This is a genomic window from Leisingera sp. S132 (assembly GCF_025144465.1).
Taxonomy (GTDB): Bacteria; Pseudomonadota; Alphaproteobacteria; order Rhodobacterales; family Rhodobacteraceae; genus Leisingera.
Map to the genome: position 1 here is coordinate 2,288,580 of NZ_CP083553.1, position 22,474 is coordinate 2,311,053.

The window sequence follows — 22,474 nt, forward strand, 5'->3', positions numbered from 1 at the left end:
CCGTTCAGGTCTGTCGCAGCAGGTCCAGCGCTGCCGCATGGAGGTCCGCATTGGCCGCAGCCAGGGCACGGCCGCCGTTGTGGGCCGGCTTGCCGTCCCAGTCAGTCACGATGCCGCCGGCCGCCTGGATCACTGCAATCGGCGCCTGGATGTCATAGGCATTGAGGCCCGCCTCGATTACCAGATCCGCCTGGCCGGCTGCCACCAGCGCATAGGCATAGCAATCCATACCGTACCGCGTAAGCTTGGCCTGCTTTGCGACGCGTTCGAAGCCGGCACGCTCTGCCGCGGTTCCAACTTCCGGGAAGGTGGTGAACAGGATTGCGTCCGACAGGACCGCGGTGCCGCGGGTCTTCAAGGGCATCGCCCCCATCGGACCGGTCATCGAAGCAATCTCCGCCCCGCCGCAGAACCGCTCGCCGGTGTAGGGCTGGTCGATCACGCCAAGGAACGGGCCGGTGTCATCTGCCAGTGCAATCAGCACCCCCCAGGTCGGTGTGCCGCTGATGAAGCCGCGGGTGCCGTCGATCGGGTCCAATACCCAGGTGCGGCCGGAACTGCCGGCTGCGGCACCGAATTCCTCGCCCAGTATGCCGTCCTCGGGGCGCAACTCTGCCAGCACCGCCCGCATTGCCTGTTCGGCGGCACGGTCAGCCACGGTCACCGGATCAAACCCGCCGTCGAGCTTATTCTCGGCATTGAGGGAGGGGGTTCTGAAATGCGGCAGGATGGCAGCGCGTGCCGCGTCTGCCATCCTGTTCGCTACGTCGAGGTCCGTGAGTGATGCCTTTGTCATACCCCAACGGGTGCCACTCAGGCGTTTTCATTGCAAGCGCAAACCCCGCCACTCACCGGTTTTGCGCTGCAATTCCCTGACAGGCCGGGATCCGGATCCCGGCCCTGTCCCGTCGTCAGGCGACGTCGCTCAGCACGCGGGCCAGTTCAAACAGGCGGCGGCGCTGATTTTCAGGAATCGAGTAGTAGGACCGCACCAGATCAAGGGCTTCCTTGTCACCCATCAGGTCCTCTGGCACGGAGGCCTTCTCCGCCGGGGCCTTGCCCTCTTCCTGCAAGCCTTCGAAGAAGAAGCTCACCGGAACTTCCAGCGCATCGGAGATATCCCACAAACGGGAGGCGCTGACCCGGTTGGCACCGGTTTCATATTTCTGAATCTGCTGGAACTTGATGCCGACCTGTTCGGCAAGCTGCTGCTGCGTCATGCCAATCAGCCACCGGCGGTGGCGGATGCGCTTTCCCACATGCACGTCTACGGGATGAGCCATGCGTTTCTCCTAACTGTCATTATGGCCAAAACCCGGACCGCTCTACCAATCAAACCTTTCTGGCAGCTTTGGATGCCTGCCGGAAACACGTTTCCCCATCAGCGCGATCAGTCTTCAACCTCTGAGCAAAAGTGTACAACCCTTGCGGTTGATTGCAAGACTGCCGTCGCGCATGACGGGGACTATTGTCTCAAGCGCATGATTTCATGCAGCATTTTTCCAAACGTTTTATTGCCAATTGGCTGCGGATCGCGTACCTCCCCAGAAATAGCGAGGTGCAGGCCCCAGGTGCGCCCCGGCAGTGTGCCCCGGCGAATCATGGCGATTCCCGCAAAAGGTGAGGAGAACACATGCAGGCTTTCCAAGTTTCGGCTTTTGGCACACCGCCAATCCTGGCGGAAACGCAATGCCCGGCCCCCGGTCCGGGTGAAGCGGCTGTTGCCCTTCACGCCTGCGGCCTGAACTTTGCCGATCTGCTGATGATGAAGGGCACCTATCAGGACACGCCTGAGCCGCCCTTCACCCTGGGTTTGGAGGCCGCCGGAGTGGTGACAGCGCTTGACCCCCGCACCGAAGGCTTTGCCATCGGCGACAGGGTGGCAGTGTTTGGCGGTTCCGGCGGGCTGGCGGAGGCTGGCGTCTTTGATATTGCCCGGCTGATCCGGATCCCCGATGCGATGAGTTTTGAACATGCCGCGGCGATGCAGATCGCCTATGGCACCAGCCATATGGCGCTGGATCACTGCGCCCGCCTGCAGCCGGGGGAGACCCTTCTGGTGACCGGCGCCGCGGGGGGCGTCGGGCTGACCGCGGTGGAAATCGGCAAGCTGATGGGCGCAACGGTGATCGCCCAGGCCCGCGGCCGGGACAAGCTGGATGTCGCCGCTGCCGCAGGCGCCGATCACCTGATTGATGCCGGCGAGGACCTGCGCAGCGCGGTCAAGGCGCTTGGCGGGGCCGATGTGGTCTATGATGCCATTGGCGGCGACGTGTGGAATGCGGCCTTCCGCTCTGCCAATCCCGGCGCGCGGCTGCTGCCGGTCGGATTCGCAGGCGGCGAAGTGCCGCAGATCCCGGCCAACCACCTGTTGGTGAAGAACCTGACGGTGATCGGTTTCTATCTGGGCGGCTACATGAAATTCCGCCCCGAAGCGGTGCGGCAGTCTTTTGAAACGCTGTTTGCCTGGCACGGCGAGGGCCGCATCAAGCCGCACATCAGCCACACCCTGCCGCTGGAGCAGGCGGGCAAAGGCCTGGAGCTGCTGCGCAGCCGCAAGTCCACTGGCAAGGTGGTGATCACCATGGTCGGCCGCTGACGGTTCCAGCGGCCGCGGCAGGGGCTCCTGCCCGCAGACAGAGCATTTCTGTGAAATGCACCGCAGCGGTTGGGCCAGGCTCAGCGCCTGCGGCGCTGAGCCTGGCCCAAGGCCGCCAAGGATGCTCTGGCAAAGCCAGGGCAGCCTGCGGGCGCGGGAGGCCCGCCCGGCCTGCGGGTCAGCTGGCGGCGCGCAGAGGTGTCGACCAAAGCCCCTGGAAACCCTGCCGGATGAACGCTGCCAGTTCCTCGACATAGGGCGCATGCACACGCCCAGCCCCATACAGGTTGATATGCTGCATCGGCAGCTCCGGCAGACTGCAACCCGGCCCGATCAGTTCCTGATAGGACGGCTGGGTGCCCTCCAGCAGCACGCCGACGGCCAGGTCGGCGCTGACGGTTGCCTCGACCGTGCGGTCCGAGTCGCTGTCCAGCGCCATTTCCCATTCGATACCGGCCTCATCCAGCGCCGCGGTCGCCACCGGGCGGAAACTGCAGTTGCGGCAGAATCCCAGCCGCAGGGGCCGCTGCCGCCAGACCGATCCGTCCGGCGCCCCGACCCAGCGCAGCGGCATGCTGTGAATGGTTTCACCGCCCTCGCCCGCGCCGGTCTCGGTGGTCAGGATCAGGTCAAAGGCACCGCGCGCGAACTCGGTCTTGAGATCCCGTGTATTGGAGGTGCAGAGGTTCACGTTGACCCGCGGATAGCTGAGGCTGAACCGCTTCAGCACCTGCGGGATAACCGGGTGCACCACATCATGCGGCACCCCCAGGAGCACTTCGCCCTCAAAGGCCTGGTCGGTCAGCCGACTCATCACCTCATCGTTCAGCGCCACCATCTTGCGGGCATAGCCCAGCATCTGCTCGCCCTCGGCCGTCAGCGCAATGGTGCGGCCGGACCGGTCCAGCAGTTCCAGCCCCAAGAGCTCCTCCAGCCGCTTCATCTGCATCGAGACCGCCGACTGGGTCAGATGCAGAAAACCGGCGGCGCGGGTCACCCCGCCGTATTCCGCCACCGCCACAAACGAGCGGAGCGTGGTGATATCGAGATTTCTTACCATCACAGAACCTGATTCATTGGATCAAAAACATTCGTTTTCAAAATATGCCACAGAGGGCCATATTCATCAACACAATTGATCACCCAGAAGGGATGCATCACAAACTCAACTGAAGGACCACGCCAATGACCCTCGCGACCTCCCATTGCTCAGCTCCTTGCACCGCTGCCAAGCCGCAGCTGTCCCTGACTGCCCGCCTGCGGCTGCACCTGGCCGCCTGGCGCCAGCGCCGCCAATTGGCCCGGCTGGATGACCGCGCGCTGAAGGACATAGGCTTGACCCGTGCCCAGGCAGATGCAGAGGCCCGCGGCGGGTTCTGGAAAGCGCCGGATCACTGGAGTTTCTGATCAGGTTGAGCCACAAGGGGCAGCTCCTGTGCAGGCGGGCCGCATTCCAGCGGCCCGTTTGGCTGTTTTTCATGTATTTCTTTGTCTGAAATACTTGAACCGAACTCCGCTTCACCCGATATTTGGCAGGAAAGCTGCGGCCCGCGGTCCGTTTCGTGTGCCGGCAGCGAGGGAGTAGATTACGGAGACCATTCAATATGGCACAATTCGACACCATCCGCTCTGCCGCAGGCGCCCGCGCCCAGCAGATTGATGAGGGCCTGCGCGCCCATATGAACAAAGTCTATGCCACCATGTCGGCAGGCACGTTCATCACCTTCCTGGCCGCCTGGGCGATTGCCGGCCTGGCGGTTACTTCGGACCCGGCCAACGCCGTGGCCCAGCTGAGTGCTGACAAATACCTCACCAACATCGGCTATGCGCTTTATGCCTCGCCGCTGAAGTGGGTTATCATGTTTGCCCCGCTGGCCTTCATCTTCGGCATCGGTGCCGCCGCCAACCGCATGTCCGCGGCCGGCGTGCAGCTGCTGTTCTATGTCTTTGCCACCGTGATGGGCCTGTCGATCAGCTCGATCTTCCTGGTCTTCACCGGCGAAAGCATCGTGCAGGTATTCCTGATCACCTCCATCGCCTTTGCGGGCCTGTCGCTGGTGGGCTACACCACCAAGAAGGACCTCAGCGGCATGGGCTCCTTCCTGATCATGGGCCTGATCGGCCTGATCGTGGCCTCGATCGTCAACATCTTCCTGGCGTCCTCTGCCATGGCGTTTGCGATCTCCGTGATCGGCGTGCTGATCTTTGCGGGCCTGACCGCATATGACACCCAGCGCATCAAGAACGACTACCTGCAGATGGCCCATGCGGGCGACCAGGAGTGGCTGGCAAAGTCCGCGATCATGGGCGCACTGAGCCTGTATCTGGACTTCATCAACATGTTCATGATGCTGCTCCAGCTGCTTGGCAACCGCGAATAACCGCAGGCCACATACCAAACAGCGAGGGGCGGACCGCAAGGATCCGCCCCTTTTCATTTGAACAACAATAACAAGGGCAACACCCATGGAAATTATTGAGATCCCGGCGGCAGAGGCAGACCGCCTGCTGCCGCTGCTGCAGGACCTGCACGCGCTGCACGCCCAGCATCAGCCGGAGCGCCACATTCCGGCACCCGGCAACGGCGATCTGGCCGCCTGGCTGCAGGACTGGCTGCAACAGGACAACGTCTGCGCGCTGGCCGCTGAGAGCCCGCAAGGGGCGCTGCTGGGCTACCTGATCTATGAACTGCAGAACCGCCCTGCCCTGCCGGTCCGGGCGGCTGAGAAACGCGCGATGCTGCACCACATCTCGGTGACCGAAGCCTGGCGCCGCATGGGCGTGGGCAAGGCGCTGGTGGAGGCGATGAGAACGCGGGCGCTGGCGGAAGGCGCAACTGTGGTTGCCGCCACCTATGCCCCGTTCAACAGCGCCTCAGCCGCGCTGATGCAGGGCATGGGCATGGAGCCTGTGCTGACCGTGGCAGAGTGGCGCGCCTGAGGTCAGGAACCGGAGCAAACAAGGCCGGCGGAGATGGCAAGTGTCCCCTGCCGGCCGGCAACCTGCCGCGGGGCTCCGTCCACACGGCAGCCGGATGCGCTTCGGATCACTTCCCGCAACTGGGCTTCCGCAATAGCTGGCAGAACAGGCACCGCACTGGTTCCAGCTGCGCTCAGCACCGCAACACCGGCGCTGCCCTCGCGCATCACACTTAGGGTCAGACTGCGCCCGCTGATGCCGACGCTATGTTCAGAAACCATCTGCCGGGCTGCCCCGCCTTCCCCGGAAGCTCCAGCCGCGGGCAAAGGCTCAACGCTGACCGCCGGGGGCAGCGGCACCGCCGCCTTGGTCTCAAAGAAACTGGAGACTGGCGCTCCGGCCGCCGATATTACCGCTGCCAAGAAGAAAACCCGCATTGCACATCCACCCGTTCACTTGTTCACCCAGGGCGTCAGGCTAGGCATGAAATGGGGCGAGAAGGTGCCGGGGCGCTGGACAATCCGCGCAGCATTTTCCGACAATTGAAGGCAGCGGGCAGGCAGACAAAATACCCCAAAAGAAAACGGGCCGCGCAGCGCGCGACCCGTTTCCCGAAATAAGTCCGTAAGGAAGGCTTACTTGATTTTGCCTTCTTTGTACTCGACGTGCTTGCGCACGACCGGGTCATACTTACGCACAACCATTTTCTCGGTCATGGTGCGTGCGTTTTTCTTGGTCACATAGAAGTGGCCGGTGCCCGCGCTCGAGTTCAGGCGGATCTTGATGGTGGTCGGCTTCGCCATGGTGCTTCTCCTGCGTCCGAAAAGGCAGGGGCCTCTCGGTAAATTCCTATCTGAAGCCCGGCTTTTACCCGCCCTGTGCCCCAAGTCAACAGCCAAATCGCCCGGAAGCCGCCCCGGAAGGCCAAATCTGCCCCTCTGGAGGCAGAACCCGGCTTCCAAGCAGCCATGTCCCTTTGAAACATGGTGAATCATGGCCTTGGCAGCCGTTTGCTCCATTTCATTGCCATAACCCGCCGCGCCACATACCGAAAGCCCTGCCAATGCCTCAGCACGGGGACCCCCGCCAGACAGAGCCGCAACCGAATCTTCTGGTGCGCGCGGTGGCCCGCCTCACGGTTTCGCTTAGGTACAAGCTGCTAGCGGCTTTTCTAACCGGAACCGGTCTGTTGATCGTCCTTGCCCTGCTGGGGCTGCAATCGCTGCAGCAGGCGAATGAGCGGACCCGCCAGTTGATCCGCGACCAGGAACGTATTGGCGTCTATAACCGCGTGTATCAAAGCAGCAGCGACGCAATGGCCTTTGCCTTGCACAGCATACTGGAGCGCCCTGGCCGGATGGGCGTACCCTCTGTTCAAGCCCTCAACGAAACACAGGATCTTTCACTGCTCCTGGCCCACGCCGTCCGCCGCATGGATGGCGAGGAGTCGCCCGAAGGCCGCCAGATGGCAGAGCTGAGAACTGAAGCGAAGATTCTTTCCCGTATCGCTTTTGACATCGTCAACAGCCGAAACGGACGGGATTTCACTGCTGTTCATGATCTGGTTGAACGGCAGTTCATCCCAAAGGCCCAAAGGCTTCAGCGCAGCGCTTACACGACCCAGAAAGAGATCGTAGCGGAAATGAACCTGCGCGCACAGGAAACGGCCCGGGCCTATGAGCGCGCCCGCGCCCTGGTCGCCGGCGCAAGCGCGGCCGCGGTTTTGCTGTCATTACTCGCAGGCTATGCAATTTCGTCCTCTGTGCTGTGGCCGGTGGCGCAGATCGGCCGCACTCTCAGTGCCGTCGCTTCCGGAAACTTCACAGCCCGGGCCACGGTTTCAAACCGGGATGAATTCGGCAGGCTGGCCCGGAACGTCAACAGCATGAGCCGGGAGTTGGGCGCACTGTACGAGGAGGTCAATGCGCAGAAGGAAGAACTGCAATCCTGGAACAGCCAGCTGGAGCGCAAGGTGGCACAGCAGGTCGCAGAGCTGGAGCGGACCAACAGGCTGCGCGGCTTTTTGCCGGAGCAAGTGGCGGCGATGATCGTCAATGCGGGCAGCGGCAGCACCCTGCTGAACAGCCAGCGCCGCACCGTGACGGTTCTGTTTGCAGACCTGCGCGGCTTTACCGCCCTTGCCAGCGCGGTTGCCCCGGAACAGGTGATCGCCGCGCTCAACGCCTTCCACCAGACTGCCGGGCCGCTGATTGAGAAGGCCAGCGGCACGCTGGAGCGGTTTTTGGGCGATGGTCTGCTGGTGCTGTTCAACGCGCCGCTGCCCTGCGAGGACCCGGCCAAGCGGGCTCTGGCGCTGGCGAAGCAGATGCAGACAGCCTTTCCGGATTCGGTGAAACCGTTTCAAACAGGCGGCAGCCGCATCGGTCTGGGGATCGGGATTGCCACCGGCGAGGCAACACTGGGGCAGTTCGGTTTTGAAGGCGGCTCGATTATGCAGCCATTGGCGCGGCACCGAATCTGGCGGCCCGGCTGTGCGACAAGGCAGGCAGCGGACAGATCCTGCTGTGCGAGACCACGGCCCGGGCCATTGGCGCCGGCCTGCAAAAGGCCGGTAAATTTGAGTTGAAGGGCATTCCCGGGCCGGCAACGGCGTATGAACCGGAGAAACGCGCAGAAGGCCTGTAAGCCGGATCCTGTCCCCCCTGCCCCGTAAGGCAGGGATCGATGACCATTCATCTAGGCGGCGCATTGCTGCGCCGCTCAAGCTGCCAACCCGGTCCCTCTCGGCTGAAGCGAACCTAGCGGCGGTTTTCCGGCGGACCGGAACCTGCCCGCGCGGGGACCCTATTTGGCATTGCTCCCGGTGGGGCTTGCCGTGCCGCCCCTGTTGCCAGGGGCGCGGTGGGCTCTTACCCCACCGTTTCACCCTTACCAGCCCGGAGGCTGGCGGTCTGTTTTCTGTGGCGCTTTCCGTCGGGTTTCCCCGCCCGGGCGTTACCCGGCACCGCTGCTTCATGGAGTCCGGACTTTCCTCGCGGAGCGGACGCTCCCCGCGGCCATCCAGCCTTCTGCGCGAGGCGAGGCGTAGGAACAACGGCGCGCGGCGTCAAGCGGATAGTTTGGCGGCAGCGGCTTTGCCCCTCTCGGCCCCGGGGCCAATTCACCCCAGGATAGTTCCAGCCAGATGAAGAGCGGACCCTCTATTCTCCTGACCCCAAAGACACCGGAACGCGAGGCAGAGCCTCGCACAAGCCCCCCTTAGCGCACCAGCGGATGCAAAACCCGAAAGTCTTCTGCCGAGAGCGGGCCGTGCGCCCAGGGCCGGAACCGCAGCCGCACAGCCGCCAGAAGCGTTTGATCATCAGCAGGTGCCGTGAAACCGGCCGCGGCGGCGGCTTGGCGGAAGTCCTCAAATTCCATGCTTTGCGGTTGCGGCGCCCCGAAGCCTGCCGCGGACAGCCCCAGCCGGGCCAGCCGGCCCCAATCGAACCTCGGGCCGGGGTCGCATTTACGCCCCGGCGCCATGCAGGAATGGCCGATCACCCCAGCAGGCGGGATGTCCCGGCGCTGCATGATACCGCTCATCAATCTCTCAAGCGCTGCCATCTGCGGCTCGCTGAACGGATGGGTGCCGCGGTTGTCGAGCTCGATGCCGATCGAACGGGAGTTGATGTCGTCCTGCCCGGCCCATTCACCGGCGCCCGCGTGCCAGGCCCGGCTGTCCTCGCCCACCATCTGCCAGAGCGTCCCATCCGCACCAATCAGGTAGTGGGCGGAGACCTCTGCTGCCGGATCGCAAAGCCGTTCCAGCGCTGCCTTGGCACTGTCCATCGCAGTGTAGTGCAAAACAATCAAGGACGGCGTCAGACTGTCCCTGCGCGGCCCGAAATTCGGGCTCGGGTGCCAGATGGCGCCAGGCTGATCAGCCCTGCCCGTATCAGACGTCATCAGTTCTGGACGGCCAGCCGGTAGGGCGCCGGATCCCATCCGCAGGCAAAGCCGTCACCATCCGGGTCCAGCACCTTGCGGTCGCGCTGGGGACCGCCGCTTTCGAGAAAGGCGATCTGGGCCTGATCGGGCGAGGCGAACTCAGCACAGTTGCGCTGGCTGCGGGCCTTCAGGTTGATGCCCGCGCGGGTATAGAGGCGCACACCCTTGGGATTGGAGGTGCTGAGCGCGTATTTCACGATGTTCGGCCCGGTATCGCCAGCGCGTTCCGGCACTGCAGTGGGCTCAACCTGCTGGTATTGCGAGCGCTGCCGCTGCAGCCGTTCGGCATCGCTTTCAATGGATTGGCGCGACGATACCGCCTGGAAGTCATTTTCGTCCGAAATACCTGCGTTGCCGACCAGCGCCGGCGCCGGGTTGGAGGGGCTCGCATCCAGCGGCGCGGTTCCGGCGCTGGAACTGCTGCGCGAGGCGGCCAGGGCTGCCTCTGTCTGTCGGGCAATGTCGGCGTCGCTGGACGCCGCCGCAGCGGTGCTGAAAGTGCCGGCAGACGTAGTCGAGGCGGCGCTGCGCGGTGCAGTCCCGGCTTGCGAACGAACGGTTTCGGTGGACACCCGCGACGGCGGCACCAGCGGATCACCATTAATGGTGGTGCCAGCGGCCGGCGGCGGCGCAAACGGGTCGCCGTCGATGCCAACGCCCGCGGCGCTGTCCGGAACCTGGGGGGAACAGGCAGCCATAACCAGAAGGCTGCCTGCGGCGGCGTAAGATGCGAATGCGCGCATGGGGTACCTGTCAGCTCTGCTCAATTGCTTGCGCAGAGGTTTACCACCATTGCTGCGGTTTGGCTACAAAGCCGGCCGCATTCTCTAGCGCATAGGCAGTGTTCAGCAGATCGCCCTCTTCCCATGGCTTGCCAATGAGCTGCAGGCCCAGCGGCAGGCCTTGGGCATCCAAGCCCGCAGGCACAGCAACGCCCGGCAGGCCCGCCAGGTTCACAGTGACGGTGAAGACATCGTTCAGATACATCTGTACCGGATCCGCCTCGGTCATCTCGCCCAGTCCAAAGGCCGCGGACGGGGTCGCCGGGGTCAGGATCGCGTCGACACCTGCGGCAAAGGCGTCCTCGAAGTCCTTCTTGATCAGGGTGCGGACGCGGCGGGCGCGGTTGTAATAAGCGTCGTAGAAGCCTGCAGACAGCACGTAGGTGCCGACCATCACCCGGCGCTGCACCTCGTGGCCAAAGCCCTCGGCGCGGGTCTTCTCGTACATCTCGGTGATGCCGTCACCAGCCTCCAGCGTGGCGCGGCGGCCGTAGCGGACGCCATCATAGCGGGCCAGGTTCGAGGAGGCCTCAGCCGGGGCAATCACGTAGTACGCGGGCAGCGCATACTTTGTGTGGGGCAACGAGATGTCGACGATCTCGGCACCAGCAGCCTTCAGCATCTCGGCACCGTCGGACCACAGTTTCTCGATCTCGCCCGGCATGCCGTCCATGCGGTATTCCTTGGGGATACCGATCTTCTTGCCGCGGATGTCGCCGGTCAGCATCGCCTCGAAATCCGGCACCGCCAGTTCGGCAGAGGTCGAATCCTTGGGGTCGTGGCCGCACATGGCTTCCAGCATGATCGCCGCGTCGCGCACCGATTTGGTCATCGGCCCGGCCTGATCCAGCGAGGAAGCAAAGGCGACGATGCCCCAGCGCGAGCAGCGGCCGTAGGTCGGTTTGATGCCGACGGTGCCGGTGAAGGCTGCGGGCTGGCGGATCGAACCGCCGGTGTCGGTGCCGGTCGCTGCAAGGCAGAGGTCGGCGGCGACAGCGGATGCGGACCCGCCAGAGGAGCCGCCCGGGGTCAGCTGGGCCTCGTCATTGCCGCGGCGCCAGGGGCTGACAGCATTGCCGTAGACGGAGGTCTCATTAGAGGAGCCCATGGCGAACTCATCCATGTTCAGCTTGCCCAGCATGACGGAACCGGCATCGGCCAGCTTCTGGCTGACGGTGGATTCATACTCCGGCTTGAAGCCTTCGAGGATTTTGGAGGCCGCCTGCGAGGGCACGCCCTTGGTGCAGAACAGGTCCTTGATGCCGATCGGCAGGCCGCACATGGAGGGCGCTCCGCCCGCCTTGATACGGTCGTCCGCCGCCTTGGCGCGTTCCATCGCCAGCTCAGGCGTCTTGTGCACAAAAGCGTTGAGCGCGTCCGCCGCGTCGATTGCCTTGAGGCAGGCTTCGGTCAGCTCAACGGAAGTGGTGTCGCCCTTGCGCAGCGCATCGCGGGCCTCTGCCAGGCCCAGTTTGTTCAGATCGCTCATGTCTCTCACTCCACGACTTTGGGCACTGCAAAGAAGCCTTCGCGGGCGTCCGGCGCATTGGCCAGCACCTTGTCCTGCTGGCTGCCGTCGGTGACTTCGTCCTTGCGGCGCTTCAGGCGCTGCGGGGTGACGGAGGTCATCGGCTCGACGCCCTCGACATCCACCTCGTTCAGCTGCTCGATGAAGCCCAGGATGTTGTTGAACTCGTCTGCCAGTGCCGGCAGAGCGTCGTCCTCGACCTTGATCCGGGCCAGTTTGGCCACCTTGGCGGCGGTGCTTTGGTCAATCGACATGGAAACCCTCATCTGGTGTTGGGTAGGCATTTACCGCCGTGCCGCCTGCGCTGCAAGCCTGCAACGGGCGGGCGGGCGGCAATCAGACCCGCAGGCATAATTTCCGGCACGTCCGCATTCCTTTTCGCCCGCAGCCTGTTAGGCTGCCGCCAACAACAACGGCAAGGCCAACGGGAGGAAATCCGATGAAGATCATTTGGCTGGGCCACGGCTCATTCCGTATCGAAGCAGGCGGCCTGGTGCTGCTGGTAGACCCTTGGCTAAGCGGCAACCCGGTGCTGCCGGAAGAAAGCCACGAGGCCGCGGTTGCGGGGGCAACCCATATCCTGCTGACCCACGTGCATTTCGACCATGTGGTGGACGTGCTGCCCCTGGCGAAGCGGCTGGAGGTGCCAGTGGTGGGGCAGTATGACCTGATGGGGCTCTGGGGGGAGACCGAAGGGGTGCAGACCGTGGGCTTCAACAAGGGCGGCACGGTGGATCTGGGCGGGGTCAAGGTTGCGATGGTGCCGGCCTCGCACAGCTCCACCTTCAACACCCAGGACGGCCTGCGCACTGGCGGTTCGGAGGTCGGCTATATGCTGATGGCGGAGGGCAAGACTGTCTACCTGTCCGGCGACACCGCAATCATGGCCGACATGGAGTGGATGGGCGATTACTACAAGCCGGACGTGGGCATCCTGTCGGCGGGCGGGCATTTCACCATGGACATGAAACAGGCGGCCTATGCGGCCAAGCGGTATTTCAGCTTCAAGACGGTGATTCCCTGCCACTACAAGAGCTTCCCGGTCCTGGAGCAGGACGCCAGAGACCTGATCGAAGGGCTGCCAGGCGTTGAGGTCATTGAGCCGGAAGTGATGAAGGCAATCGAAGTCTGAACAAGGCAGGCTGACCGTGTTCTCCCGCCCGTCGCCGGATCTGCCGGGCAGATCTGCTCCCGTTGGGCGTGGCGCCGGGCCTTGCGGCCCGGCGCAGACAGGTTTCAGGCCGCCGGTTTCATCTGCGGCACGGTGAACGCCGCACGGGCTGCAGCCGCCTTCTCCCGGCAGATGCAGCCGCGGGCGTGGTCGTTGATCAGCCCCATCGCCTGCATGAAAGCAAAGACCGTGGTCGGGCCGACGAATTTCCAGCCGCGTTTCTTGAGCGCCTTGGACAGCGCCACGGATTCGGGGCTGGTGGAGGCGGTCTGCGGCTCCGGCAAGTCCTCCGGCTTTGGCTCGAAACTCCAGAAAAACGCGGCGAGAGTCCCCGTCTCCGCCACCAGTTCCTGCGCGCGAGCGGCGTTGTTGATCACCGCCTCGATCTTGCCGCGGTGGCGGATGATGCCCTTGTCCTGCAAGAGCCGCTCCACATCAGCCGCGCCGAACTTCGCCATCTCGTTGAAATCAAACCCGGCAAAGGCGGCGCGGAAGTTCTCGCGCTTGTCCAGAATGGTCCGCCAGCTGAGCCCGGACTGGAAGCTTTCGAGGCAGACCTTCTCGAACAGGCGGATGTCGTCGCCCACCGGGTAGCCCCATTCCTCGTCGTGGTAGCGCAGGAAATCCGGCGCCGATGCGGCCCAGGCGCAACGGGGATGGCCGTCAGGCGCGGTAAACAAGCGGCTCATTCCCCGCCCCGCAGGAAATCAAGCCGGGGATCCATCATGGTCGGCGCCACGCCGATGATTTCCGGCTCCACCACCCCGCCGGACACAAAGGGATCCTGGGCGACGCGGGCAAACAGGGCCTCCTCGCTTTCACCCACAGCGAGGATCGCACCGCCCTCACCATCGGTCATGGATCCTGCGGCAAGGAAAACCCCGTCTGCGAACCCTTGCTGGAGCCAGGCCTTGTGGCCGTCCAGGTATTCGGCCAGGCGGTCTTTCTGCTCGGCAAATGTCAGCAAAATGAAATACATGCTTGTCTCCTGTGATGCATATTAACGGGGGGGATCCTGTGGCAGCTGACAGGCGAGCCAGTCCTGCATCAGCGCCACTTCGCGGTTGATGAATTCCACATCGCCAAATGCCTGCGCCAGCGCCGCTGCCCCCTGGCTGCGCGCCAGCAGGTGCAAGGCCAGGGCATCCGAGTCCGTACCGCAGCCCAGCTCTTCGAACTGGCGGCAGAGCCATGTCCGGAACAGGGTAAAAACCGCATTTGCCTGATCCTGCGCCGCATGGTTCAGCTTGCCCAGCTCCGCCACCAGCGTCCCGACCGGACAGCCATAGAGGGTGACCCTGGCCTGGTTGGCGATCAAGATGCGGATAAAGCAGATGATCCGCTGCTCCGGACCGGCGCCCTCGGCCTGCCAGGTGTTCAGCATGGCGCGGGTCGCGGCCAAGCGGCGCGCGATCACTGCTTCGAGGATCTCGTCCTTGGTCTTGAAGTGATAGTAGAAATTGCCGCGCGAGATGCCAACCGCTGCAGCGATATCCGCAAACGACGTGGCCTCGAACCCGCGCTCATAGAACAGCTGGTCCGCGGCTTGGGCGATCCTGTCTTTGGTTGCTGGCTGTGGCATCTCCACCCCTAGGACTTTTGACCTAATGGCAAGTTAGGACATTTGACCTACAGGTGCAACCGGCAAGAGAAGCGACGACACGTCACCGGCTCAATGATCAGCGCTTGCCTGCAAAGAACTCCTTGAGCAGCGCGCTGGCTTCGCCTTCGGCAATCCCGTCATAGACCTCCGGCGCATGATGCGCCTGCGGGTGGGAGAACACGCAGGCGCCATGCGCCACGCCGCCGGACTTGGGATCTGCGGCGCCGTAGTACACCCGGCGGATGCGGGCGGCAGCGATGGCCGCGGCGCACATGGCGCAGGGCTCCAGCGTCACATAAAGGTCGTAGCCCGTGAGCCGCTCGCTGCCCAAGGCGGCACAGGCCGCGCGGATGGTCAGGATTTCGGCATGGGCCGTGGGGTCATTCAGCTCCCGGGTGCGGTTGCCTGCCAGCGCCGCTACCTGCCCGTCCGGCGCGATCAGCGCAGCACCCACGGGCACCTCGCCGCGTTGCGCTGCCAGCCGCGCCTGCTCCAGCGCCTTATCCATGTGCGATTTGAATGCCATACGCTCCGCTCAGCTTGAATGCAGCAAGGCTATACACTTAGGAAAGTTTCGGCCAGGCGGCAACGCCGGGCAGCGCCCATCCCACCCCATGGGCGGGCGCTTCGCTTCCCGCCCGCCGCCGGGCTCTGCCCTCCCCTCACTTTAGACGCCCGCGAATGCCCGCTTTCGCAAGGCGACGGAATGCTCTATGGCACGGGCATGAGCAAAACACCCGCATCCCCCAAGGGCAAACCGGCCCCGAAATCCCAGCCCCGCAAAGCGCCTTCCAAACCCGAAGGCGCCGCGTCTGAGGGCGACCGCATCGCCAAGGTCCTGTCGCGTGCCGGCGTTGCCTCGCGCCGCGAGGCTGAGCGCATGATTGCCGAGGGCCGTGTGTCGGTGAACGGCAAGAAGATTGACAGCCCGGCGCTGAACGTGACCGCGGCAGACCGGATCAGCATTGACGGCCAGCCGCTGCCGGAGGCCGAGGCGCCGCGGATGTGGCTGTATTACAAGCCCACCGGTCTGGTGACCTCGAACAGCGACGAGAAGGGCCGCAAGACGATCTTTGACGAGCTGCCGGAGGACATGCCGCGGGTGATGACGGTGGGACGGCTCGACCTCAATTCCGAAGGGCTCTTGCTGCTGACCAATGACGGCGGCATCAAACGCAAGCTGGAGCTGCCCGCCACCGGCTGGCTGCGCCGCTACCGGGTGCGGATCAACGGGCGGCCCAAGGACGAGGATTTCGCCCCGTTGCGCAAGGGCCTGGTGATCGAGGGCGAGAAGTTTCAGCCGATGACCGTGTCGCTGGACCGCCAGCAGGGCGCAAATGCCTGGCTGACCGTTGGCCTGCGCGAAGGCAAGAACCGCGAAATCCGCCGCGCGATGGAGGATATCGGCTATAGCGTCAACCGCCTGCTGCGGGTGTCCTACGGGCCATTCCAGCTGGGTGATCTGAAACCGGGCGACGTGGAAGAACTGCGTCCGCGCGTGGTGCGCGACCAGCTCGGCCTGGAGCCGGAAGTGGAAAAGCCGGCAGGCCGCCCCACCCGGTCCCGCGGCGGCAAGCCTGCGGGCAAGCCCGGCAGCAAACCGGCTGGCAAGACGCCGGCTAAAGCCGGCAAACCGGGCGGCAAGCCCGCAGCACCGCGCGGCGACCGCCCCGCCCAGCGTAACGGCGGCAAGCGCCCGATCGGCAAGAATCCCCGCCGCTGAGCCGATTCCCGCAGACTTCCCCCTAGCAACACCGCCCGCTATCCCCTAGATTTCCAATCAGTTAATCTTTGCTGGCGGTTTGGGGGGACTTTCGCGTGCAGAAACTTGCCTATGCTGCTCTGTTGATCCTGATGTTCGGCCTGAGCACCGGCTGGATCGTAGGAGGCTGACCGCATGGCACAGCGTTATGGCGGCAAATACAGCCCCGACGGCAAGCCCCCTGCCCAGGACACGCCCCCGCAGCACTCTTACCGCAATGCGCAGGTAGACCCCGCCGGGGTGCGGGTCAACGTGATGTTCGTGCCGCCCGCGATCCTCACCCTGTTGTCCTTGAACGACGGCGCCACCGGCCTGGCACTGGGGCTGATCGGCGCGGGCCTTTGGACCGGCGGCGCCTTTCTGCTGCGCGAGGGACTTAAGGCCGAGGCCGCCTATGCCGCGCGCAAGGTAGCGCGCAAACCCGCCCTGCCCCGCAAGATCCTGGCAGCGTTGCTAACAGGCGGCGGCGCCGCACTGGCTGCATGGAAAGCTGAACCCGGCATTCTGATTGCCGCCATCTATGGCGCCGCGGCGGCGGGACTGCACATTACCGCCTTCGGCATCGACCCGCTGCAGGACAAGGGCGTCGAAGGCGTCGATGATTTCCAGCAATCACGCGTGGCCCGCGCGGTGGATGAAGCCGAGGAAAATCTTGCCGCGATGAAGGACGCCGCCCTGCGCGCCCGCGACCGGACTGTCGAGGCGCGGGTGGAGCAGTTCCAGTCCGTCGCCCGCGAGCTGTTCCGCACGGTGGAGGAAGACCCGCGCGACCTGACCGCCGCCCGTAAGTACCTGACCGTCTATTTGCAGGGCGCCCGCGACGCGACGGTGAAATTTGCTGATATCTATGCCCGCAGCCAGGACGCTCAGGCCCGCGCTGATTACATGGTGCTGCTGGACGATCTGGAACAGAACTTTGCCGCGCGCACCCGCAAGATGCTGGTGGAGGACCGCACGGACCTGGCCATTGAAATCGATGTGCTGCGCGACCGGTTGCAGCGTGAAGGGGTCCACTTGGACCAGAACTGATTAAGGGGAGCCATTCATGTCTGAAGCCGTTCAACAAAAGGCCGCCGAGGCCGAAGCCCTGGTTACCGAAGTTACCGCCATTGAGCTGCCTGAACCCGTTGCTGAGGTTCAGCCTCTGGAACAGGCTGACGCGCCAACCAGCGAGGCGATCCGGCAGCGGATGGACCAGATCGACACGGGTGACACCAACTCGATCATCCATTTCGGCTCCGCCGCGCAGGAAGAGCTGCAAACAATCAGCCAGGCGATGCTGTCTGATGTGCGCAACAAAGACGTGGGGCCTGCGGGCGACTCCTTACGCAACATCGTGGCCGCGATCCGCGGTTTTTCGGTCTCCGAACTGGACGTGCGCCGCAAGGCGACTTTCTGGGAGCGTCTGCTGGGCAAGGCCACGCCCTTTGTAAAGTTCACCGCGCGCTATGAAACCGTGCAGGGGCAGATCGACAAGATCACCGACGACCTCCTGGGCCATGAGCATACCCTGCTGAAAGACATCAAGTCGCTCGATCTTCTCTATGAAAAGACGCTGCAATTCTACGATGAGCTGGCGCTCAATATCGCAGCGGGCGAAGCCAAGCTCGCAGAGCTGGACAGCACCGCCATCCCTGCCAAGGAGGCCGAAGTGCAGGCCGCCCCCGAAGGCGATCAGGTGATGAAGGCGCAGGAGCTGCGCGACCTGCGCGCCGCCCGTGACGATCTGGAGCGGCGGGTGCATGACCTGAAGCTGACCCGCCAGGTCACCATGCAGTCGCTGCCCTCGATCCGGCTGGTGCAGGAGAACGACAAGTCGCTGGTGACCAAGATCAACTCCACCCTGGTGAACACCGTGCCGCTGTGGGAAACCCAGCTGGCGCAGGCCCTGACCATCCAGCGTTCGGCCCAGGCCGCCGCAGCCGTGCGCGACGCCAATGACCTGACCAATGAGCTGCTCACTTCCAACGCTGCGAACCTGCGCCAGTCGAATGAGATGATCCGTCAGGAAATGGAGCGCGGGGTGTTTGATATTGAAGCGGTGAAACAGGCCAATGCGGACCTGATCGGCACCATACAGGACAGCCTCAGAATCGCGGACGAGGGCAAGGCCAAACGCGCAGCGGCCGAGGAGGATCTGCAGAAAATGGAAGCCGAACTGCGCGACACGCTGGCTGCCGCCAAGGCGCGGCGCGACGGGGTCGGCGACACCGCCAGCACCGCGGTCCCGGGTTAAGAAAGGCAGCGGGCGTGCAGGCTGTCCAGACATTATGGAAGTGCGCGGCGGCCCTAACCGGGCTTGCCGCACTCAGCGCCTGCCTGCCCTTTGACCAGGCGGAATCGCTGGTGCCTCAGGCCCGGCCCGCGGTGCCACGGCCTGCGGTCTACAAACCCTCTGCCGACAGCGCCCAGCTGGCCTATTACTACAATGCGCTGCAGCGCGACCTGCTGACCCGCGGGTTGTTGCGCACCGATGGCGGCGGGCCGGATACGCCTTATGACGCGGAGGATCTGGCCAGAAGCTTTGAGCAGCTGGCCTTTTTTGACGAATACGGCGGTGCCGGCATCTCCGGCGGTCTGGGCCGCTGGTCCGGCCCTGTCCGGATCGCGGCTGAATTCGGTCCTTCTGTGCAGGCAGAGCAACGGGCGCAGGATCGGGAAACACTGGCAGACTACGCAGCGCGGCTGGCGCGGATCACCGGCCATTCCATCAGCACCGTCAGCGGGCGTGCCAACTTCCACGTGATCTTTGCCAGCCTCGACGACAGCGCCTATGTTGCCGAACGGGTGCGCGAGCTGCTGCCCGCGATCAGCGCCCGCGACCTGTCGCTGCTGGCGGCGCCTCCGCGCAGCTACTATTGCCTGGTGGTCGCAGGCGGGCCGCAAACCGATCCGCTGTCCTATACCCGCGGCGTCGCGCTGATCCGGGCCGAGCATCCCGATCTGGTGCGCAAAAGCTGCGTGCATGAAGAAGTGGCGCAAGGCCTGGGCCTCAGGAACGACAGTCCGCGCGCGCGGCCCTCGATCTTCAATGACGACGACGAATTTGCGCTGCTGACCAGCTTTGACGAAAAACTGCTGCAGATGCTGTATGATCCAAGACTGAAGGTGGGGATGAGCCTGGAAGAGGCCCGCCCCATCATCCGCATTCTCGCCCGCGAGGCGATGGGCCAGGAACTGTAGGCCGCCACAGGAAGAGGACCTGAAACATGGGTATTTTCGATTTTCTCAAAGGCGAATTCATTGACGTCATTCACTGGGTGGATGACACCCATGACACGATGGTCTGGCGGTTCGAGCGCGAGGGCCACGAAATCAAGTATGGCGCCAAGCTGACAGTGCGCGAGGGCCAGGCGGCGGTGTTCGTGCACGAAGGCCAGCTGGCCGATGTGTTCACCCCCGGTCTCTACATGCTGGAGACCAACAACATGCCGGTCATGACCACGCTGCAGCATTGGGACCACGCCTTCCAGTCACCGTTCAAGTCGGAGATCTATTTCGTCGACACCACCCGGTTCAGCGACCTGAAGTGGGGCACCAAGAACCCGATAATCTGCCGCGATCCGGAATTCGGGCCCGTTCGCCTGCGCGCCTATGGCACCTATACGATCAAGGTCGCCGAACCGGCCCGCTTCCTGTCCGAGATCGTCGGCACCGATGGTGAATTCACCATGGACGAGATCTCGTACCAGATCCGCAACATCATCGTGCAGGAGTTCTCCCGCGTCATTGCTGGCTCCGGCATTCCGGTGCTGGACATGGCCGCCAACACCGCCGACCTGGGCAAGCTGGTGGCGGCGGAGATTTCCGGCACGCTGGCGGAATACGGGTTGTCCATGCCCGAGCTGTACATTGAGAACATCTCGCTGCCGCCCGCGGTGGAAGAGGCGATGGACAAGCGCACCCAGATGGGCGTGCTGGGCGATCTGGGCCGCTACACCCAATTTTCGGCAGCCGAGGCGATGACCGCCGCCGCAAAAACCCCGAACAGCGGCATGGGTGCCGGCATGGGGATGGGGATGGGTATGGGAATGGCGATGGCGCAGCAGATGGGCCAGGCCCTGCAGGGCGGTGCCACCTCTCAGGCAGCGGGTCAGCCGTCCGGCCCTTGGGGCGCGCGGCCCGAACCCGCTGCCCCGCAAAGGCCGGCGCCCGCAGCACCGCCTCCGCCGCCGGTGGAACACGTCTGGCACATCGCGGTGGACGGCCAGACCTCTGGCCCGTTTTCCAAGGCGCGGATGGGCCGGATGGCGCAGGACGGCACGCTAACGCGCGAAACCCATGTCTGGACCCCCGGCCAGGACGGCTGGAAACGCGCGGGCGAGGTGATGGAGCTGGCGCAGCTGTTCACCATCCTGCCGCCTCCCCCGCCGCCGCCTGCCGGCTGACACCGCTACCGGCCGCCAGCCGCTGCCCAGCCCGCTTGACTGACACTGCCGACAGGTTGCCTCCCCGTGACGATGCCCCCGCCGCCGCCCGCTGAAACCGTGCCTGCCCCCGACGAAGAGACCCACCGCTTCCCGTGCGAGAACTGCGGTGCGGACTACACCTATGACCCGGCCAATGGCACCCTGACCTGCGGCCATTGCGGCCACACTGAAAGCATCCGCAGCGGCCCCTGGAAAGGCACCGCCCTGCAGGAGCTGGATTTCCGCGCCGCAGTGGCCGAGCAGCTGCCGGAGACGGAGATCGAGGTCACCCGCGTCTCCACCTGCCCCAACTGCGCCGCGCAGGTGGAATTCGACCCGGACACTCACGCCAGGGAATGCCCGTTCTGCGCCACCCCTGTGGTGACCGGCACCGGTGAGAACCGGCACATCAAGCCCAAGGGCGTGCTGCCCTTTGCGGTGGAGGAACGCGCAGCGCATAAGGCGATGACGGACTGGCTGGGCGGCTTGTGGTTTGCCCCGAACGGCCTCAGGGAATACGCCCGCAAGGGGCGGCGGATGCAGGGCATCTATGTGCCCTACTGGACCTATGACGCCCAGACCCGCAGCAGCTACACCGGCCAGCGCGGCACCGTCTATTATGTGACTGAAACTTTCCAGCAGGACGGCAAGACCCGGACCCGGCAGGTCGCCAAGGTGCGCTGGACACCCGCTTCGGGCCGGGTGCAGCGGTTCTTTGACGATGTGCTGGTGCTGGCCTCCAAAAGCCTGCCCAAAAAGTACACGGAGGGGCTGGAGCCCTGGGACCTGGCGCAGCTGGAACCCTACCAGCCGCAGTATCTGGCAGGCTTCCGGGCCGAAGCCTACACGGTGGATCTGGAGGCAGGTTTTGCCGAGGCGGGTCAGAAGATGGACCGTGTGATCGAACGCGACGTGCGCTTTGACATCGGCGGCGACCGCCAGCGGATTGCCCATATCGACACTAAAGTGTCTGACGTGACCTTCAAGCATATCCTGCTGCCGGTGTGGCTGGCGGCCTACAAATACCGCGGCAAGACTTACCGCTTTGTGGTCAACGGCCAATCAGGCCGGGTGCAGGGGGAGCGGCCCTACTCGGCCTGGAAAATTGCCTTTGCCGTGCTGCTGGCCCTGCTGATCGGTGCCGGGATCGCCCTGCTGGCCAGCCAGCAATAGCGTTCGAAGCGGAAGGGGGCGCAGCCGCCCCCTTCCTGAACCGGCCGGTTCCTTTCCCCGGATTCTGAGCCGGAACCCTTGGCCGGCCTCCCTGTCAGCCTTTGCTGATCTCAATCCTGCGGGCGGTTTCCGGCTGCTCCAGCGCCTTCTTCGGCACCGCAATGTGCAGCACACCATCCTCCATCCGGGCCGAGGCCCCCTGCCCGTCCGCGTCCTCCGGCAAGCGGAAGGAGCGGCGGAACGCGCCATACTGACGCTCGCTGAAATACCAGGTGTCGCCCGTCTTCTCGGACTGCGTCTTCTTCTCGCCGCGGATCGTCAAAACGCCGTTGTCCACGGTCAGTTCCACGTCCTCCAGCGAAACACCCGGAAGCTCCATGGCGATGTCATAAGCCTCTTTGCCCGAGGACGCCTCGGTTGCCGGGGTGAGCCAGTCGGCAAGCCGCGCGCCAAAACTGCGGAAGGGATCATAAAGCGACGGCCAGAAGCCGCCATGTTCGGTTTTTTCCACCATTGTTCAACCTCCTTTTCTGCTGCGTCCCATTGTACCCCGGGCACGGCATTCCAGCCTTGATCC

25 protein-coding genes and 1 other RNA gene are annotated in these 22,474 nt (G+C 64.3%); 12 read left to right on the top strand and 14 right to left on the bottom strand.

Annotation, left to right across the window (positions count from 1 at the left end):
• Window positions 1-4: 4 nt before the first annotated feature.
• Together hisN and K3725_RS11325 are read right to left on the bottom strand one after the other, a co-directional pair.
• Window positions 5-796 (bottom strand): histidinol-phosphatase, encoded by a 792-nt coding sequence (gene hisN, locus K3725_RS11320; protein ID WP_260015444.1) that lies wholly within the window; start codon window positions 794-796, stop codon window positions 5-7.
• A gap of 115 nt (window positions 797-911) precedes the next feature.
• Entirely contained in the window at window positions 912-1,283 is a 372-nt protein-coding gene (locus K3725_RS11325; RefSeq protein WP_019295723.1) for a helix-turn-helix domain-containing protein, read from the bottom strand.
• 350 nt (window positions 1,284-1,633) lie between these two features.
• Here K3725_RS11325 and K3725_RS11330 point away from each other — a divergent pair, with 350 nt between their 5' ends.
• Entirely contained in the window at window positions 1,634-2,599 is a 966-nt protein-coding gene (locus tag K3725_RS11330; protein ID WP_260015445.1) for an NADPH:quinone oxidoreductase family protein, read from the top strand.
• Window positions 2,600-2,777: 178 nt separating this feature from the next.
• Here K3725_RS11330 and K3725_RS11335 read toward each other — a convergent pair whose 3' ends face one another.
• Entirely contained in the window at window positions 2,778-3,659 is an 882-nt protein-coding gene (locus tag K3725_RS11335; protein WP_260018601.1) for a LysR family transcriptional regulator, read from the bottom strand.
• 125 nt (window positions 3,660-3,784) lie between these two features.
• Here K3725_RS11335 and K3725_RS11340 point away from each other — a divergent pair, with 125 nt between their 5' ends.
• The 3 genes from K3725_RS11340 to K3725_RS11350 all read left to right on the top strand — a co-directional run bounded on the left by K3725_RS11340 (window position 3,785) and on the right by K3725_RS11350 (window position 5,539).
• The gene (locus tag K3725_RS11340) at window positions 3,785-4,006 is read left to right on the top strand and encodes a DUF1127 domain-containing protein (RefSeq protein ID WP_260015446.1); all 222 of its coding nucleotides are present in this window, start codon (window positions 3,785-3,787) and stop codon (window positions 4,004-4,006) included.
• Window positions 4,007-4,203: 197 nt separating this feature from the next.
• On the top strand, window positions 4,204-4,980 hold the full coding sequence (locus tag K3725_RS11345; RefSeq protein WP_019295727.1) for a Bax inhibitor-1/YccA family protein: 777 nt from the start codon (window positions 4,204-4,206) through the stop codon (window positions 4,978-4,980).
• 85 nt (window positions 4,981-5,065) lie between these two features.
• A complete protein-coding gene (locus tag K3725_RS11350) occupies window positions 5,066-5,539 on the top strand; it encodes a GNAT family N-acetyltransferase (RefSeq protein ID WP_260015447.1) in 474 nt (157 codons plus the stop codon).
• A gap of 614 nt (window positions 5,540-6,153) precedes the next feature.
• Here K3725_RS11350 and rpmG read toward each other — a convergent pair.
• A complete protein-coding gene (gene rpmG, locus K3725_RS11355; RefSeq protein WP_008554190.1) occupies window positions 6,154-6,321 on the bottom strand; it encodes a 50S ribosomal protein L33 in 168 nt (55 codons plus the stop codon).
• Window positions 6,322-6,641: 320 nt separating this feature from the next.
• Here rpmG and K3725_RS11360 point away from each other — a divergent pair, with 320 nt between their 5' ends.
• A complete protein-coding gene (locus K3725_RS11360) occupies window positions 6,642-8,105 on the top strand; it encodes an adenylate/guanylate cyclase domain-containing protein (RefSeq protein ID WP_260015448.1) in 1,464 nt (487 codons plus the stop codon).
• A gap of 40 nt (window positions 8,106-8,145) precedes the next feature.
• On the opposite strand, the gene rnpB is transcribed toward K3725_RS11360, so the two are convergent.
• The 5 genes from rnpB to gatC form a co-directional block, all read right to left on the bottom strand.
• An RNA gene (gene rnpB / locus K3725_RS11365) (RNase P RNA component class A) lies at window positions 8,146-8,551 on the bottom strand.
• A gap of 186 nt (window positions 8,552-8,737) precedes the next feature.
• Entirely contained in the window at window positions 8,738-9,427 is a 690-nt protein-coding gene (locus K3725_RS11370) for an N-acetylmuramoyl-L-alanine amidase (protein WP_260015449.1), read from the bottom strand.
• The gene (locus K3725_RS11375; protein ID WP_260015450.1) at window positions 9,427-10,212 is read right to left on the bottom strand and encodes a hypothetical protein; all 786 of its coding nucleotides are present in this window, start codon (window positions 10,210-10,212) and stop codon (window positions 9,427-9,429) included. The genes K3725_RS11370 and K3725_RS11375 overlap by 1 nt, the downstream gene beginning before the upstream one ends.
• Before the next feature lie 40 nt (window positions 10,213-10,252).
• Window positions 10,253-11,740, bottom strand: a complete 1,488-nt coding sequence (gene gatA / locus K3725_RS11380) for an Asp-tRNA(Asn)/Glu-tRNA(Gln) amidotransferase subunit GatA (RefSeq protein ID WP_260015451.1) — start codon at window positions 11,738-11,740, stop codon at window positions 10,253-10,255.
• A gap of 5 nt (window positions 11,741-11,745) precedes the next feature.
• A complete protein-coding gene (gene gatC / locus K3725_RS11385) occupies window positions 11,746-12,033 on the bottom strand; it encodes an Asp-tRNA(Asn)/Glu-tRNA(Gln) amidotransferase subunit GatC (RefSeq protein WP_019295734.1) in 288 nt (95 codons plus the stop codon).
• Window positions 12,034-12,218: 185 nt separating this feature from the next.
• Here gatC and K3725_RS11390 point away from each other — a divergent pair, with 185 nt between their 5' ends.
• Window positions 12,219-12,911 carry a metal-dependent hydrolase gene (locus K3725_RS11390; protein WP_260015452.1) on the top strand — a complete coding sequence of 231 codons (693 nt, stop codon included), beginning with the start codon at window positions 12,219-12,221 and terminating at the stop codon, window positions 12,909-12,911.
• A 104-nt stretch (window positions 12,912-13,015) separates the two neighbouring features.
• Here the strand turns inward: K3725_RS11390 and K3725_RS11395 are convergent, their stop codons facing one another.
• From K3725_RS11395 to K3725_RS11410, 4 genes are all read right to left on the bottom strand, one after another.
• Window positions 13,016-13,639, bottom strand: a complete 624-nt coding sequence (locus K3725_RS11395) for a DNA-3-methyladenine glycosylase I (RefSeq protein WP_260015453.1) — start codon at window positions 13,637-13,639, stop codon at window positions 13,016-13,018.
• Window positions 13,636-13,929: a YciI family protein gene (locus K3725_RS11400; protein ID WP_260015454.1), complete on the bottom strand. Its 294-nt coding sequence runs from the start codon at window positions 13,927-13,929 to the stop codon at window positions 13,636-13,638. Before K3725_RS11400 ends, K3725_RS11395 begins: the two co-directional genes overlap by 4 nt.
• Window positions 13,930-13,950: 21 nt before the next feature.
• Window positions 13,951-14,532 (bottom strand): TetR/AcrR family transcriptional regulator, encoded by a 582-nt coding sequence (locus K3725_RS11405; protein ID WP_260015455.1) that lies wholly within the window; start codon window positions 14,530-14,532, stop codon window positions 13,951-13,953.
• Between the two features lie 97 nt (window positions 14,533-14,629).
• Entirely contained in the window at window positions 14,630-15,079 is a 450-nt protein-coding gene (locus K3725_RS11410) for a nucleoside deaminase (protein WP_260015456.1), read from the bottom strand.
• Between the two features lie 198 nt (window positions 15,080-15,277).
• Between K3725_RS11410 and K3725_RS11415 the strand changes: the two genes are divergently transcribed.
• The 6 genes from K3725_RS11415 (at window position 15,278) to K3725_RS11440 (ending at window position 21,897) form a co-directional block, all read left to right on the top strand.
• Entirely contained in the window at window positions 15,278-16,276 is a 999-nt protein-coding gene (locus K3725_RS11415; RefSeq protein WP_260015457.1) for a pseudouridine synthase, read from the top strand.
• A gap of 174 nt (window positions 16,277-16,450) precedes the next feature.
• Window positions 16,451-17,344: a 5-bromo-4-chloroindolyl phosphate hydrolysis family protein gene (locus tag K3725_RS11420; RefSeq protein WP_260015458.1), complete on the top strand. Its 894-nt coding sequence runs from the start codon at window positions 16,451-16,453 to the stop codon at window positions 17,342-17,344.
• A 16-nt stretch (window positions 17,345-17,360) separates the two neighbouring features.
• Window positions 17,361-18,551: a toxic anion resistance protein gene (locus K3725_RS11425; protein WP_260015459.1), complete on the top strand. Its 1,191-nt coding sequence runs from the start codon at window positions 17,361-17,363 to the stop codon at window positions 18,549-18,551.
• Between the two features lie 14 nt (window positions 18,552-18,565).
• Window positions 18,566-19,498, top strand: coding sequence for a DUF2927 domain-containing protein (locus K3725_RS11430; RefSeq protein WP_409201564.1), 933 nt, complete (start codon window positions 18,566-18,568; stop codon window positions 19,496-19,498).
• A gap of 26 nt (window positions 19,499-19,524) precedes the next feature.
• Window positions 19,525-20,703 carry an SPFH domain-containing protein gene (locus K3725_RS11435; RefSeq protein ID WP_260015460.1) on the top strand — a complete coding sequence of 393 codons (1,179 nt, stop codon included), beginning with the start codon at window positions 19,525-19,527 and terminating at the stop codon, window positions 20,701-20,703.
• 72 nt (window positions 20,704-20,775) lie between these two features.
• Window positions 20,776-21,897, top strand: a complete 1,122-nt coding sequence (locus K3725_RS11440; RefSeq protein WP_260018603.1) for a TFIIB-type zinc finger domain-containing protein — start codon at window positions 20,776-20,778, stop codon at window positions 21,895-21,897.
• 94 nt (window positions 21,898-21,991) lie between these two features.
• On the opposite strand, the gene K3725_RS11445 is transcribed toward K3725_RS11440, so the two are convergent.
• Complete coding sequence (locus tag K3725_RS11445) at window positions 21,992-22,411, bottom strand: Hsp20/alpha crystallin family protein (protein ID WP_260015461.1); 420 nt, start codon at window positions 22,409-22,411, stop codon at window positions 21,992-21,994.
• Window positions 22,412-22,474 lie beyond the last annotated feature (63 nt).

What these genes read in the sequence shown, in the direction of transcription:
- K3725_RS11370 (WP_260015449.1), bottom strand. Translation starts at nt 9,427, where the DNA reads ATGACGTCTGATACGGGCAGGGCTGATCAGCCTGGCGCCATCTGGCAC.
- K3725_RS11400 (WP_260015454.1), bottom strand. Translation starts at nt 13,929, where the DNA reads ATGTATTTCATTTTGCTGACATTTGCCGAGCAGAAAGACCGCCTGGCC.
- hisN (WP_260015444.1), bottom strand. Translation starts at nt 796, where the DNA reads ATGACAAAGGCATCACTCACGGACCTCGACGTAGCGAACAGGATGGCA.
- K3725_RS11335 (WP_260018601.1), bottom strand. Translation starts at nt 3,659, where the DNA reads ATGGTAAGAAATCTCGATATCACCACGCTCCGCTCGTTTGTGGCGGTG.
- gatA (WP_260015451.1), bottom strand. Translation starts at nt 11,740, where the DNA reads ATGAGCGATCTGAACAAACTGGGCCTGGCAGAGGCCCGCGATGCGCTG.
- K3725_RS11325 (WP_019295723.1), bottom strand. Translation starts at nt 1,283, where the DNA reads ATGGCTCATCCCGTAGACGTGCATGTGGGAAAGCGCATCCGCCACCGC.
- K3725_RS11445 (WP_260015461.1), bottom strand. Translation starts at nt 22,411, where the DNA reads ATGGTGGAAAAAACCGAACATGGCGGCTTCTGGCCGTCGCTTTATGAT.
- K3725_RS11415 (WP_260015457.1), top strand. Translation starts at nt 15,278, where the DNA reads ATGAGCAAAACACCCGCATCCCCCAAGGGCAAACCGGCCCCGAAATCC.
- rpmG (WP_008554190.1), bottom strand. Translation starts at nt 6,321, where the DNA reads ATGGCGAAGCCGACCACCATCAAGATCCGCCTGAACTCGAGCGCGGGC.
- K3725_RS11345 (WP_019295727.1), top strand. Translation starts at nt 4,204, where the DNA reads ATGGCACAATTCGACACCATCCGCTCTGCCGCAGGCGCCCGCGCCCAG.
- K3725_RS11340 (WP_260015446.1), top strand. Translation starts at nt 3,785, where the DNA reads ATGACCCTCGCGACCTCCCATTGCTCAGCTCCTTGCACCGCTGCCAAG.
- K3725_RS11390 (WP_260015452.1), top strand. Translation starts at nt 12,219, where the DNA reads ATGAAGATCATTTGGCTGGGCCACGGCTCATTCCGTATCGAAGCAGGC.
- K3725_RS11405 (WP_260015455.1), bottom strand. Translation starts at nt 14,532, where the DNA reads ATGCCACAGCCAGCAACCAAAGACAGGATCGCCCAAGCCGCGGACCAG.
- K3725_RS11440 (WP_260018603.1), top strand. Translation starts at nt 20,776, where the DNA reads ATGCCCCCGCCGCCGCCCGCTGAAACCGTGCCTGCCCCCGACGAAGAG.
- K3725_RS11350 (WP_260015447.1), top strand. Translation starts at nt 5,066, where the DNA reads ATGGAAATTATTGAGATCCCGGCGGCAGAGGCAGACCGCCTGCTGCCG.
- K3725_RS11420 (WP_260015458.1), top strand. Translation starts at nt 16,451, where the DNA reads ATGGCACAGCGTTATGGCGGCAAATACAGCCCCGACGGCAAGCCCCCT.
- K3725_RS11330 (WP_260015445.1), top strand. Translation starts at nt 1,634, where the DNA reads ATGCAGGCTTTCCAAGTTTCGGCTTTTGGCACACCGCCAATCCTGGCG.
- K3725_RS11425 (WP_260015459.1), top strand. Translation starts at nt 17,361, where the DNA reads ATGTCTGAAGCCGTTCAACAAAAGGCCGCCGAGGCCGAAGCCCTGGTT.
- K3725_RS11375 (WP_260015450.1), bottom strand. Translation starts at nt 10,212, where the DNA reads ATGCGCGCATTCGCATCTTACGCCGCCGCAGGCAGCCTTCTGGTTATG.
- K3725_RS11435 (WP_260015460.1), top strand. Translation starts at nt 19,525, where the DNA reads ATGGGTATTTTCGATTTTCTCAAAGGCGAATTCATTGACGTCATTCAC.
- K3725_RS11395 (WP_260015453.1), bottom strand. Translation starts at nt 13,639, where the DNA reads ATGAGCCGCTTGTTTACCGCGCCTGACGGCCATCCCCGTTGCGCCTGG.
- K3725_RS11410 (WP_260015456.1), bottom strand. Translation starts at nt 15,079, where the DNA reads ATGGCATTCAAATCGCACATGGATAAGGCGCTGGAGCAGGCGCGGCTG.
- gatC (WP_019295734.1), bottom strand. Translation starts at nt 12,033, where the DNA reads ATGTCGATTGACCAAAGCACCGCCGCCAAGGTGGCCAAACTGGCCCGG.